The sequence below is a fragment of the Xylophilus sp. GW821-FHT01B05 genome (assembly GCA_038961845.1).
Lineage (GTDB): Bacteria > Pseudomonadota > Gammaproteobacteria > Burkholderiales > Burkholderiaceae_C > Xylophilus.
In genome coordinates, this window is sequence record CP152408.1 from 5,215,591 (window position 1) to 5,227,987 (window position 12,397).

Genomic DNA, 12,397 nt, shown 5'->3' on the forward strand with positions numbered 1-12,397 from the left:
TGGCAGAGCCAGTTCCGCGGCGGTTCACGCATGGCCTGCTCCGCGGCCTTCTGCCTCTGTCTTCGACTCCCTGCCTAGCTATCTGATTGAATGTAAAACCGTATGAGAAAGCTCCCATGCCCACGCTGAACGACTTCCTGCTGTTCTCCGCCGCCGCCCTGGTGCTGGTGCTGACCCCCGGCCCCAACATGGTGTACTGCGTATCGCGCAGCCTGTGCCAGGGCCGCAGCGCCGGGCTGGTGTCGCTGATTGGCGTGCTGGCGGGCTTTGTCTTCCATTTGCTGGCGGCGGCCTTTGGCCTGACGGCGCTGCTGATGGCCGTGCCCATGGCCTTCGAGGTGATACGCGCTGCCGGTGCGGCCTATCTGTTGTGGATGGCCTGGCAGGCAGTACGCCCTGGCGGCACAAACCCGTTCGTGGCGCGCGCGCTGCCGCCAGAGTCGCCGGCCACGCTGGTGCGCATGGGCTTTCTGACCAATGTGCTGAACCCCAAGGTGGCGGTGTTCTACCTGTCCTTCTTCCCGCAGTTTCTGCACCCCGAGCGCGGTGACGTGCTGCAGCAAAGCCTGGCGCTGGGCCTGGTGCAGATCACCATCAGCGGCACGGTCAACGCGCTGCTGGTGCTGGGCGCGGCAAGCATTGGCGGCTTCCTGAACGGGCGCCCGAGCTGGCTGCGCGTGCAGCGCTGGCTGATGGGCGGCGTGCTGGCGGCGCTGGCGCTGCGGCTGCTGTGGACGGATCGCCGCTGACACCCCGCTCTATTATTGATAAAAAGTGCCTCTAGCCCTTACCCCACCTGGGCTATTAGCTATATATTTTATAGCTATTGCGTGACGCTCTCGGTTGCGCCCGGCCCCGCGTCCGCACCTTGCAGTGCCTCTACCTGAATGCGCAGGTGCACCACCGGCTTGAAGCCCATGTCCAGCCCAAAGCCGATACCAAAGTCACCCCGGTTGAAGCTGCCGCGCGCATCGGCACCGCAGGTTTCACGCTTGTGGACCGGGTGCTCCTTGATGCACTTGAAGCTCACGATCTGCAGCCGCACCGGCTTGGTCACGCCGTGCAGCGTCAGCTCGCCACGCAGCTCGCGCGGCATGCCGCCGGCAAAGTTGGCAAAGCTGCCACGGTAGGTGGCGGTGGGGAATTTCTCCACGTCCAGGATGGCGGCGGCGCGCACCTTTTCGTTCATGGCCTCAAGGCCAAAGTCGACAGAGGCCGTGTCGATGGCGATATCCACCGAGCCGCGCTGCGCCGCCGCATCCAGCAGCACGCTGCCGCTGGTCTTGTTGAACCGGCCGCGCCACACCGACAGGCCCATGTGGTCGACCTCGAAGCTGGGGAAGCTGTGCTCCGGGTCAAGCCCATAGCGCACCGGCGCCGCATGGGCGCCGGCCAGGGCAAGAAATGGGATCAGGGCAAGGATCTTGTGCAACGGGGCTCCGGGGCTGGGACACGAAAGGCGCCCAGTCTAGGCCCCGGGCGGGCGCCAGTTGCAACCAGCCTTTACGCGCTTACGCGGCCTGCAGCACGCCGCGCTCGATCTGGTCGCGCTCCAACGACTCGAACAGCGCCTTGAAGTTGCCCTCGCCAAAGCCGTCGCGGTAGTCGCCCTTGCGCTGGATGAACTCGAAGAAGACCGGGCCCAGCATCGGCGTGGAGAAGATCTGCAGCAGCAGGCGCGGCGTGCCACCAGCGGTGGTGCCGTCAAGCAGGATGCCGCGCGCCTGCAGCTCGGCCACGTTCTCGCCGTGGCCGGGCAGGCGCTTTTCGACCTGGGCGTAATAGACGTCATTGGGCGCCGTGGCCAGCGACACGCCGGCCAGGCCCAGTTGGTCTACCGCGCCCAGCAGGTCGTCGGTGAGAAGGGCGATGTGCTGGATGCCCTCGCCATTGAACTGCATGAGGAATTCCTCGATCTGGCCGCCACCCTGGCGCGCCTCCTCGTTGAGCGGGATGCGGATCTGGCCGTCGGGGGCGCTCATGGCCTTGGAGGTCAGGCCGGTGTATTCACCCTGAATATCGAAGTAGCGGATCTCGCGGAAGTTGAAGAACTTCTCGTAGAAGCCGGCCCAATAGGCCATGCGGCCGCGGTAGACGTTGTGCGTGAGGTGGTCCACCACGCTAAAGCCGTGGCCACGCGGTTTGCGGTCCACGCCCGGCAAAAACTCGAAGTCGATGTCGTAGATCGACTTGCCTTCCTCGAAGCGGTCGATCAGGTAGAGCGGCGCGCCGCCAATGCCCTTGATCGCCGGCAGGCGCAGCTCCATCGGGCCGGTGTGCACCTCCACCGGCTGCGCGCCCAGCTCCAGCGCGCGCTTGTAGGCCTGGTGCGAATCGCGCACCCGAAAGGCCAGGCCGCAGGCCGAGGGGCCGTGCTCGGCCGCGAAGTAGGCTGCGGGGCTGTGCGGCTCGCGGTTGACGATGAAGTTGATATCGCCCTGGCGGTACAGCGACACGTCCTTGGAGCGGTGCCGCGCCACCTCGGTAAAGCCGAGCAGCTTGAAGATCGGCTCCAGCAGGTTGGCGGTGGGCGATGCGAACTCAACGAACTCGAATCCCATCAGGCCCATCGGGTTCTCGAAAAGGTCGGCCATGTTGCTAGCTCCGGTGTGTGTGGGGTTGATCCAGAGACTGTAGAAGCGCAGCACCGCAATTTGCCTGCAAACTTCCGGCTGATACCGCCAGGACTCGCAGGATTCCAGCGAATCCAATCCGCCACCCACATATTTCGCTTCCCCGATCTCTGGCTAACGCAGCGATCCTTCACGATCGCGCCACAGCCCGTCGCCCAAGCGACCGGCCGCGCCGGGCCCGGCTCCCAGAATCGCCGCATGGGAACACTCCACCTCGTGCGCCATGCGCAAGCCTCTTTCGGCAGCGACGACTACGACCGGCTCAGCCCGCTCGGCCACCAGCAGGCGCGGCAGCTAGGCGCGTACTGGCAGGCCCGGGGCCAGACCTTCGAGGCCGCCATCACCGGCACGCTGCGGCGCCACCGCGAAACCCTGCAGGGCATCGCCGAAGGCCTGCAATGGCAGCCCACGCCGCTGGAGCTGCCCGGCCTGAATGAGTACGACGGCGATGCCGTGATCGCCACGGTGCACCCCGAGCCGCTGCCGCCCGCCATCACGCCGGAGGACTACCGGCACCACTTCCGCCTGCTGCGCGAAGGCCTGGCGCGTTGGATGGATGGCAGCGCCCAACCGGCCGGCATGCCCAGCTACCCGGACTTTGTCGCCGGCATCGTCGCCGCGCTGGACCATGTGCGCACGCAGTACAGCGGCCATGTGCTGATGGTGTCCAGCGGCGGCCCGATCTCCACCGTGGTCGGCCAGGTGCTGGGCACGCCGCCGGCCACCACCATCGAGCTGAACCTGCGCATACGCAACAGCGCGGTGAGCGAATTCGCCTTCACGCCCAAGCGGCACATGCTGGTCACCTACAACACGCTGCCGCACCTGGATGCGGCCGAGTTTCGGGACTGGCTGACCTACGCCTGAGATGCATGCAGGTGGACCGGCGACGGCGCCTCCACCAGCTCGAACTCTATGAGCGCGCCATGGGTGCGTGAGAGATCAAGCGCCGCACTGGTTTGTGCCGCATCGTCCGTGTGCAGCACCAGCGCATAAGGCCCTTCGCCGCGCACAGCCAGCCGTTGTGCCAGCGGGCTGGCGGGGCTGCCGATGGGGTCGCGCGGCGCGGTCAGTACCAGGGCACTGCCGCCGATGAAGATAACTGCCTGCCGCACACCGCTGCCCGGGAGCGCAACCGACGGCCCGACATCGCCGCCGAACAGTGCGCGGTAGCGCGCCAGCGTCGTGTCGAGGTCATGCACCGCAATGGCCAGGCTGGCCACGCCCAGGGCACCGTTGGGATGCACACGCGCGTCGCCCTCTGGCACGCGCAATGCGCGCGGCGTAAGGTCGCCACACAGAAACGGCAGATCAAGCGACGTTGGCCGCGCCGTCTGCCAGAGCAGCCGCTCGCCGTCGGGCCGCAGGCGGCCGCCGTCGAGCGGCCCCTCCAGCTGAAGGCCGCGCTGCGCAGCCCCCGTCACCGTCTCGGCGGTGCTGCGCGGCAGCAGGGCGAAGTCGATGATGCCTTCACCGTGGCGCTGCAGCAGTTGCCACCAGCGCTCTTCTGGCGCCGGCGCCTTCCAGGCGATCAGCTCGAAGTAGCTGCCGTCGGCAAACACCACGAGTGCGTTGTGGGTCGTGCGGCCGGGATGGTCACCGCCGCGCTGCACGTTGAAGCCCAGCGCGGTGTAGTCGGCAATGGCGGCATCAAGCTCATGGACGGCGATGACGATGTGATCAAGCGGTAGGGACATGGGGCTTCCTTCAGATTCATGAAGCGGTGCGGGCGGCATCGCCCCCACCAAGATAGGCGTCGCGGATGCGCGCATCGGCCAGCAGCTCGTGCGCCGGCCCACTCAGCACGATGCGACCGGTCTGCAAGACGTAGCCGTAGTGTGCGATCTGCAGGGCCAGGCTGGCGTTCTGCTCGACCATGAGGACCGAGATGCCTTGCCGGTTGATCTGCGCGATCAGCTCCAGCACCCGGTCGACATAGAGCGGCGACAAGCCCATCGTGGGCTCGTCCATGCACAGCAGCTTGGGCCGCCCCATGAGCGCGCGGGCCATGGCCACCATCTGCTGCTCGCCGCCGGAGAGCGTGCCGGCCTGGAACTCGATGCGCTCGGCCACGCGCGGGAACAGGTCCAGCATGCGGCCAAGGTCCTCGGCCACGGCCTTGCGGTCCTTACGGGCGTAGGCGCCCATCAGCAGGTTCTCGCGCACGCTCATGGCTGGGAACAGGCGGCGCGCCTCCGGCACCGAGCCGATGCCGCGGCGTATCACCTGCGGCGTGCCCAGGCCGAGCAGCGATTCACCCTCAAAGCGCAGCTCGCCCGAGCGCGGCTTGAGCAGGCCGAGCACCACCTTCATGGTGGTCGACTTGCCGCTCGCATTGCCGCCCAGCAGGCTCACGATCTGACCCGGGCGCACTTGCAGGTCCAGATCGAAATGCGCCTGCACCGGGCCATAGAAGCTGTTGATCTTGCGCAGCTCCAGCAGCGGCTGCTTGCCCGCGCCAGCGGCCGGCCCCACATTGGCTGCGGGCGCCGCGCCATCGCCCCCAGGCGGCCAGAACGAGAACCCACTGCGGGCCACCGTCGTGCTCATGCCAGCACCGCCTGCCGCTCGCCCACGTGGCGGTGGCCCAGATAGGCCTCGATCACCGCCGGGTCCTTGCGCACCGCATCGGGCAGGCCTTCAGCGATCTTGCGGCCGTCGTCCAGCACCAGCACGCGGTCTGACAGCTGCATCACCAGATCCAGCTTGTGTTCGATCAGCAGAATGCTCTGCCCGCGTGCCTTCAGCGTGCGGATGATCTCCAGCATCTCTGCCGTCTCGCTCTCGTTCATGCCGGCCGTGGGCTCGTCGAGCAGCAGCAGGCGCGGCTGCAAGGCCAGGGCGCGCGCGATCTCGACGCGGCGTCGGTTGGCGTACGACAGGCTGTAAGCCGGGTGATCGATGCGCGGCGCCAGGCGTTCGCCAAACAGCGCAATGATGGCCAAGGCCTCTTCGCGCAGCCGGGCCTCTTCACGCGTGACGGAAGGCGGCTGCACCAGGGCCAGCGCCAATTCGGCCAACGCGCCCGCGCCGGGCACGCCGCCCAGGCGCGGCTTCACCGCGCGCAGCCGCGTGTGGGCGCCCACCAGCACGTTGTCGAGCACGCTCAGGTTGGCGAACACGCGGCCATGCTGGAAGGTGCGTGCCAGGCCGCGCTGGGCCAGCTTCTGCGCCGGCCAGCCGGTGATGTCCTGGCCCTCGAAGCGCACAGTGCCGCCATCGGGCCGGTCGAGCCCGGTGACGAGGTTGAACAGCGTGGTCTTGCCCGCGCCGTTGGGGCCGATCACGCTGACCAGTTCGCCCTCGCCTATCTGCAAATCAACGGTGTTGACGGCCGTGAGCCCGCCAAAGCGGCGCGTGAGCCCGCTGACCTCAAGCAGCGACGGCATCCACGGCTTTCTGCTCGGCGCTTGCCGAATCGGCGCGGGAGTTGGTCAGCTTGACCTCGGCCCGGATGGTCTGCGGGTTGCGCAGCAGGTTCAGGATCGGGCAAGTGCGCTCAACCGCCTCAAACAGCGCGTCGATGTCAGCCCGGCTCGCGGGTGAATCGATGTGCACGGTGTAGCCGATCTGGTGCGGCCAGATCGGTGTCTGCTCATGGCCCGGCTTGCCGCCGCGCGGATCGATGATGCCGGTCACCTCGACCTCCAGGCTCTCCAGCGGCACTTGCCGCTCTGCCGCCTGGATCAAAAAGATGTGCGTAACGCAGGTGCCCAGCACGCCCAGTTGTAGCTCTGGCGAGCTGGGGCCCAGGTTGTAGCCGGCGAAATCCGGCGGGCTGTCGCTGATGATCTGGTGATCACGGATGCGCAGGCGGCGCACGCCGCTGCGGCCTTCGGCCTTGACGCTGGCCTTGAGTTGCAGGGGCTGTGCGGTGCCGGCTGCGACGGCAGCATTGCGCGCCAGCACGGCGGCGCGTTTTTCGGCGAGGTAGTCGTTGAGGTGGCTCATGGTGTTCCTTCGTTCAAACAGTGCCCAACAAACCTTGCGGGCGGAAGCGGATGAGAAGCAGAAGCGCGATGCCGTAGATCAACATGCGGTACTCGGCCGTCACGCGGAACAGCTCGGGCAGGCTCACCAGCGCTACCGCGCCCAGTAGTGCGCCGCTGATGTTTCCCAGGCCGCCCAGGATCACCATGGTCAGCGCGAGGATCGAGATCTGCGAGGTGAAGGTCTCATGGTTGATGTAGGAGTAGAGGTGCGCGGTAAAGGCCCCGCTCACACCCGCCGCGAAGCCGCCAAAGCCAAAGGCCATGGCCTTGTAGCGATCCGGGCTGACGCCGTAGGCGCGCGCCGCCACCTCGTCTTCGCGCACCGCGCGAAAGGTGCGGCCCAGGTGCGAGCGCAGCAGCCGCCACTGCAACAATGCCAGCAGCACCATGGCGCCAAACGAGGCCCAGTAGAAGGCGCTGTTGGACGATGCGTCAAACCCAAACAGCGACAGCGGCGGGATGCCCGACACGCCAATGGGCCCGCGCGTGAGGCTTTCCCAGTTGAGGATGGTGAGCGCCACGATCTCGCCAATGCCCAGCGTGGCAATCGACACATAGTGCCCGCGCAGCCGGAACGCCGGGAAGATCAGCGCAGTACCAATCAAGGAGGTGAGCAGGCCGGCGGCGATGATGCTGGTGCCCACCGGCAGATGCAGATCAAGCACCAGCAGCGCCGAGGCATAGGCGCCAATCGCCAGCAGCCCCGCATGGCCCAGCGAGATCTGCCCCACCGTGCCGGCCACCAGCGTGAGGCTGAGCGCCAGCGCGGCGTAGAGCCAGGCGTTGCTGAGCGTCTGCAGGATGTAGGGCGATGGTTCGAACAGCGGCAGCACTGCGGCGGCCGCGAACAAGGCGGCCAGCAGCCAGCGCGGCACGCGCCAGGGCTTGCTCGGCGCAATGAAGGTGCCGGTGAGCGGCTCGGGCGGCAGCGCGCGTTTGCGGCCAAACAGCCCGTTCGGCTTCCAGATCAGGATCAGCAGCAGCAGCGCGAAGGCAAACAGGTTGCGGTAGGGCGTGCCGAACAAGGCCACGCCATAGCTCTCGGTCAGCCCCAGCAGCATGCTGCCGGCGATGGCGCCCGGCACGTTTCCAACGCCACCCACCACGGTGGCGACCACGCCCTTGAGCGTGGCCTGAAAGCTCATGGCCGGGCTGATGTTGTTGTAGTACATGCCCACCAGCAGCCCCGACAGGCCGCCCAGCGCGGACGCAATGGCAAAGACGCTCTGGTTCACCCGGTTCACGTCCACGCCCATCTGCTGGGCGGCATCGCGGTCTTGCGCCGTGGCGCGCACGGCCCAGCCCAGCTTGGTGAAGCGCAAGAAGCCAAACAGCAGCGCGGCACTCACCAGGCCGGTGCCCGCGATCAGCAGGTCAAGCGCGCCAATGGTGCCGGTGCCGATCTGCAGGCGCCATGCGGGCAGTTGCGTGGGCAGCGCGCGCGGGTCCGGGCTGGCCAGCAGTTGCACCAGGATGTCGAGCACAAAGCTGATGCCGATGGTGGCCAGCAGCGGCGCGATGCGCGCCGCGCCCTGCAAGGGCCGCAGCCCCACACGCTCGATCAGCATGCCGAGCGCGCCCGAGCCGATCACCACCAGCGCGATGGTGATGGGCAGCGGCGTATGCAGGAAGGTGATCGCGCCCCAGCCGATGTAGGCCCCCACCGTGTAGACCGAGCCATGCGCGAAATTGATGAGATGCGAGACACCGAAGATCAGCGCCAGCCCGACCGCCAGCAAGGCATAGATGTTGCCAATGATCAGGCCGTTGACGGTGTAGTCAAAGAAAGAGGCGAAGCTCATTCCAGATCAGCGCGCAGCAGCCGTTTTGGTCCGGGCATCGCCCGGCACCCACTTGCCGTCCCTCACCACCAGGTCGACGCTCTTCACGCCGATCACGCGGCGGGTTTGCGGGTCGAAGTTGGCCTTGCCAAACACCACGCTGGGCACGTCCTTGATCTTGTAGAACGCATCGCGCACGGCCTTGCGGTCGCCCTGCAGGCCGGCCTGGTTGAGGGCGGCGGCGGCCAGTTGCACGGCGTCATAGGCATAGGCGTTGAAGGCGTCCGGCTCCTTGCCGTACTTGGCGCGGAAGCGCTTGACGAAGTCCTGCACCTCGGCGCGCTGCTCTTCGGGGAAGAAGGAGGTGTTGGTGTAGATGCCCTCTACCGCCGCGCCGCCCAGTTCAAGGAACTTGGGCGAGTAGACCGAGCTGCTGGCGGCAATCGGCTGCTGCAGGCCCACGCTGCGTACCTGGCCGGCGATCAGGGCGCCGTCGGGGTAGTAAGAGATCAGCACCACGCCGTCGGGCTTGGCCTCGCGCACGCGCACCAGGGTCGAGCGGAAGTCCTTCTCGTCGGGCTGATAGCCCTCGGTGATCACCACCTGCGCGCCGCGCGCCTCGGCGGCCTTCACGAAGACATCGCGGCTGGTGCGGCCCCAGTCGCTGTTCAAGAACAGCACCGCGACGCGCTTGAAGCCCAGCGTCTTCACCGCCAGCTCGGCCAGCAGCGGCTGCGCGTCGGCCTGGCTGACCGAGGGGCTCCAGATGTAGTCGCCGCCTTTGGTGAAGTCGGGGTGCGAATTGGTAAAGCCCAGCTGCACCAGGCCTGCGCGCTGGTAGATCGGGGACGCGGCCATCGACGCCGGGCTGGAGAAGTCGCCCAGTTCGATCCGGATGCGCTGGTCAGCGACGAACTTCTGCGCCAGCCCGACCGCCTGGCGCGGGTCGCTCTGGCTGTCTTCGAACACATAGGCCAGTGGCCGCCCCTGGATGCCGCCCTTGGCATTGATGTCGTCCAGGGCCAGGTCAAAGCCTGCCTTCCACTGCGCGCCGTACTGCGCGTTCTGCCCGGTCAGCGGGCCGCTGACGCCGAACCAGACGGGCTCGCCGGTCGCCGGGGCAGCAAATGAGAAGAGCGGCGCCAGCAGCGCGGTGGCGGCCAGGCGAAGGAAGGTTTGGCGGAGCAGCATGCGTGTGACCCAGGGCAACAGGAAGCCCATGAGTCTTCGCCTCGCAGGCGCAATCGGGAACGAAGAAAAACTGACTGCATTAGTCGCTTTCTACATAACACCCACCTGTTCAAGCATTGGAGCTTTCATGCGCCACCAACCCTCCACCGCGTCGGCCTTAATACAGACGAGTAGGCGAGTTGCGGGATGGGAAGACCTATACGTGAAGCCTTACAAAGGCCGCACCGGCAAGCACAGCTGACATCCGAACTCGCCAGTCCGAGGGTCGTAGCGGGTGTCGACAGGGAGGTACTCAAAGTGCGGGCGGCTATCGGCCCGCATGCCGCTGGCGGGCAGCCAGTCGCGCAGCAGTTGGGTCCAGGGCACGGAGAGGCCGGCACCGGTGCCGTAGTAGTCGGCTACGGCATAGCGCCCGCCCGGCAGGGTGGCGATGCCCACCGGGTTCTGGGCGACGAAGCTGTCAGGCACTTCCACGCAGGCGTCGTAGCGGCATTTGTCTGGGTCGGTGACGCTGGGGTCGTCATGGCCTATGCCGTAGCAGGGCGCCTGCTCCAGGCCCTGGGCCGCGCGCCAAGGCATGAAGACTTCGCGCCAGAGCCGGGCCACGCCCGCGCCATAGGGGCCGATGTGGCGCATGTAGGCGACGCGCGCAGGGGGAAGGGTGAGGACTTTCACTTGCATGGATGACTCCGGGGGTAAGGAGCCTGCATCTTTGGTGAAAGCCGGCTCTGCCGGCTGATCCGGATTGCGCATGTCCTGATCTGGATTGCTGTGTCGGCGCCGCTGGTGCATGGCCGCCAGCTCTCCGGCCCAGCGCTGCGGAGTGGCGGCGCGCCAGGCGCTCGGGGTGCAGCCGAAGCGCTGCTTGAAGGCGCGAGCAAAGGCCTCGCCCGAGCCGAACCCCACCGCCAACGCAATCTCCAGCACCGATGCAGGCACCCGTGCCTGCGCCTGGCTGGCAAGCCGCAGTGCCGCAATATCCAGCCGGCGGCGGCGCAGGTAGTCCCCCAGCGTTTCGCCCATCCAGGCCGCAAAAACCCGGTGAAAGTGAAAGGGCGAGAAATGCGCGACCTCGGCCAGGACGGACAGCTCCAGGGGCGCGTCCAGGTGCCGGTCGATGTGGTCCAGCACCCGGTTCATCCGCTGGGCGTACTCCGCAGCGTAGGCAGGTGCAGGAGAGGCTTGTGTCATGGGAGCGGCAGTTTAGGGGCGCCGGCAGGATTCCGCACAAACAGCCACAATAAGCGGCTTCCCGCCACACGCCCGGCGGCTTCATCCCGCGCCTTGCCGCTACCAATCCACGCCCCCATGTCCGCTCCCGATGGTCTTCCGACGCCCGCGCGCTACCGCGCCATGGCGGTCATCATTCTGGGCATTTCGCTCGCGGTGCTGGACGGCACCATCCTCAACCTGGCGCTGCCTGGCATTGCGCAAGACCTGCGGGCCACGCCCTCGGAGTCGATCTGGGTGGTGAACGCCTACCAGGTGGCCACGCTGGCGCTGCTGCTGCCGCTGGCCACGCTGGGCGATCTGGTGGGCTACCGGCGCATCTACCTGGGTGGGGTGTTGCTGTTCACGGCGGCTTCTTTCGGCTGCGTGTTTGCCGGCTCGCTGGAGCAACTGGTGGTGGCGCGCGCGGTGCAAGGCATGGGCTCGGCCGGCATCATGGCGGTGAACGCGGCGCTGCTGCGGTTGATCTACCCGCGCAACATGCTGGGCCGGGGCGTGGCGATCAACTCGATGGTGGTGGCGACGGCCTCGGTGGCCGGGCCGTCGGTGGCGGCGGGCATTCTGTCGGTCGCCTCGTGGCCCTGGCTGTTTGCGGTGAACGTGCCGCTGGGCCTGCTGGTGCTGGCTATGGGCTGGAAGTCATTGCCGCCCAATGCCACGGCGCGGCCCGTTGGCGCGCGCCTGTCGTGGCTGGACGTGGCGTTGAATGCGCTGATGTTCGGCCTGGTGTTTCTGGGCGCCGATGCACTGGGCACGCGTGCCGGCCAGGCGCCCGAGGCGCTGATCGGCGGCGCGGCGATGCTGGGCGCGGGCGTGCTGGTGGGCGTGGTCTATGTGCGCCGGCAACTGGCGCAGCCGCTGCCGCTGTTCCCGATCGACCTGCTGCGCATACCGGTGTTCCGGCTGTCGATGTGCACCTCGATCGGCGCCTTTGGCGCGCAGATGCTGGCCTACATCGCCCTGCCCTTCATGCTGCTGGACCACTTTGGCCGCTCGCACCTGGAGGCCGGCCTGCTGATCACCGCCTGGCCGCTGGCCATCGTGGCCACGGCGCCGGTGGCCGGCCGCCTGATCGGCCGCGTGCCGGACGGGCTGCTGGGCGGCATCGGCCTGGGCATCATGGCCTGCGGGCTGGCGCTGCTGGCGGCGCTGCCGGCGCAGCCGTCTGACCTGAACATCGTCTGGCGCATGGCGCTGTGCGGCATTGGCTTTGGGCTGTTCCAGTCGCCCAACAACCACACCATCGTGACCAGCGCGCCGGCGCACCGCTCGGGCGGCGCCAGCGGCATGCTGGGCACGGCCCGCCTGACCGGGCAGACGGCCGGCGCGGTACTGCTGGCGGTGGTGTTCAGTGCTGCGGGCGCGCACAACGCGCACGGGCCGGTGATCGCGCTGGCGCTGGCCGCCGCGTTTGCGGCCACGGCCGGCGTGTTCAGCTCGCTGCGCCTGCGCCATGCAAAGCCGCACGGGCTGGCGCCGGCCGATACGCACTGACACGTTTTGGCGGCGCTGCCCCAGAGTCGCAGCGGGTTTTTCGGGGCACAGTGGTGATCAAGCAAAGCCCCAGGCG

12 protein-coding genes are annotated in these 12,397 nt (G+C 67.5%); 3 read left to right on the forward strand and 9 right to left on the reverse strand.

Annotation, left to right across the window (positions count from 1 at the left end; translation table 11 throughout):
- Nucleotides 1-116: 116 nt before the first annotated feature.
- Nucleotides 117-749, forward strand: a complete 633-nt coding sequence (locus AAFF27_24355; GenBank protein ID XAH23082.1) for a LysE family translocator — start codon at nucleotides 117-119, stop codon at nucleotides 747-749.
- Between the two features lie 74 nt (nucleotides 750-823).
- Here AAFF27_24355 and AAFF27_24360 read toward each other — a convergent pair whose 3' ends face one another.
- Together AAFF27_24360 and hppD are read right to left on the reverse strand one after the other, a co-directional pair.
- Nucleotides 824-1,432 (reverse strand): YceI family protein, encoded by a 609-nt coding sequence (locus tag AAFF27_24360; protein XAH23083.1) that lies wholly within the window; start codon nucleotides 1,430-1,432, stop codon nucleotides 824-826.
- Nucleotides 1,433-1,511: 79 nt separating this feature from the next.
- Nucleotides 1,512-2,594 carry a 4-hydroxyphenylpyruvate dioxygenase gene (hppD, locus tag AAFF27_24365; GenBank protein XAH23084.1) on the reverse strand — a complete coding sequence of 361 codons (1,083 nt, stop codon included), beginning with the start codon at nucleotides 2,592-2,594 and terminating at the stop codon, nucleotides 1,512-1,514.
- A 237-nt stretch (nucleotides 2,595-2,831) separates the two neighbouring features.
- On the opposite strand from hppD, the gene AAFF27_24370 reads away from it, so the two are divergent.
- Nucleotides 2,832-3,500 carry a histidine phosphatase family protein gene (locus AAFF27_24370; protein ID XAH23085.1) on the forward strand — a complete coding sequence of 223 codons (669 nt, stop codon included), beginning with the start codon at nucleotides 2,832-2,834 and terminating at the stop codon, nucleotides 3,498-3,500.
- Here the strand turns inward: AAFF27_24370 and AAFF27_24375 are convergent.
- From AAFF27_24375 to AAFF27_24405, 7 genes are all read right to left on the reverse strand, one after another.
- Entirely contained in the window at nucleotides 3,491-4,330 is an 840-nt protein-coding gene (locus AAFF27_24375; protein ID XAH23086.1) for a VOC family protein, read from the reverse strand. The genes AAFF27_24370 and AAFF27_24375 overlap by 10 nt on opposite strands.
- A 16-nt stretch (nucleotides 4,331-4,346) precedes the next feature.
- A complete protein-coding gene (locus AAFF27_24380; GenBank protein ID XAH23087.1) occupies nucleotides 4,347-5,183 on the reverse strand; it encodes an ABC transporter ATP-binding protein in 837 nt (278 codons plus the stop codon).
- On the reverse strand, nucleotides 5,180-6,022 hold the full coding sequence (locus tag AAFF27_24385) for an ABC transporter ATP-binding protein (protein ID XAH23088.1): 843 nt from the start codon (nucleotides 6,020-6,022) through the stop codon (nucleotides 5,180-5,182). Before AAFF27_24385 ends, AAFF27_24380 begins: the two co-directional genes overlap by 4 nt.
- The gene (locus AAFF27_24390) at nucleotides 6,006-6,584 is read right to left on the reverse strand and encodes an OsmC family protein (GenBank protein ID XAH23089.1); all 579 of its coding nucleotides are present in this window, start codon (nucleotides 6,582-6,584) and stop codon (nucleotides 6,006-6,008) included. Before AAFF27_24390 ends, AAFF27_24385 begins: the two co-directional genes overlap by 17 nt.
- Before the next feature lie 13 nt (nucleotides 6,585-6,597).
- On the reverse strand, nucleotides 6,598-8,427 hold the full coding sequence (locus tag AAFF27_24395) for an ABC transporter permease (protein ID XAH23090.1): 1,830 nt from the start codon (nucleotides 8,425-8,427) through the stop codon (nucleotides 6,598-6,600).
- A 6-nt stretch (nucleotides 8,428-8,433) separates the two neighbouring features.
- Complete coding sequence (locus AAFF27_24400; protein ID XAH23091.1) at nucleotides 8,434-9,597, reverse strand: ABC transporter substrate-binding protein; 1,164 nt, start codon at nucleotides 9,595-9,597, stop codon at nucleotides 8,434-8,436.
- A gap of 210 nt (nucleotides 9,598-9,807) precedes the next feature.
- The gene (locus AAFF27_24405) at nucleotides 9,808-10,788 is read right to left on the reverse strand and encodes a GyrI-like domain-containing protein (GenBank protein ID XAH23092.1); all 981 of its coding nucleotides are present in this window, start codon (nucleotides 10,786-10,788) and stop codon (nucleotides 9,808-9,810) included.
- A gap of 117 nt (nucleotides 10,789-10,905) precedes the next feature.
- On the opposite strand from AAFF27_24405, the gene AAFF27_24410 reads away from it, so the two are divergent.
- Entirely contained in the window at nucleotides 10,906-12,321 is a 1,416-nt protein-coding gene (locus AAFF27_24410) for an MFS transporter (protein XAH23093.1), read from the forward strand.
- Nucleotides 12,322-12,397 lie beyond the last annotated feature (76 nt).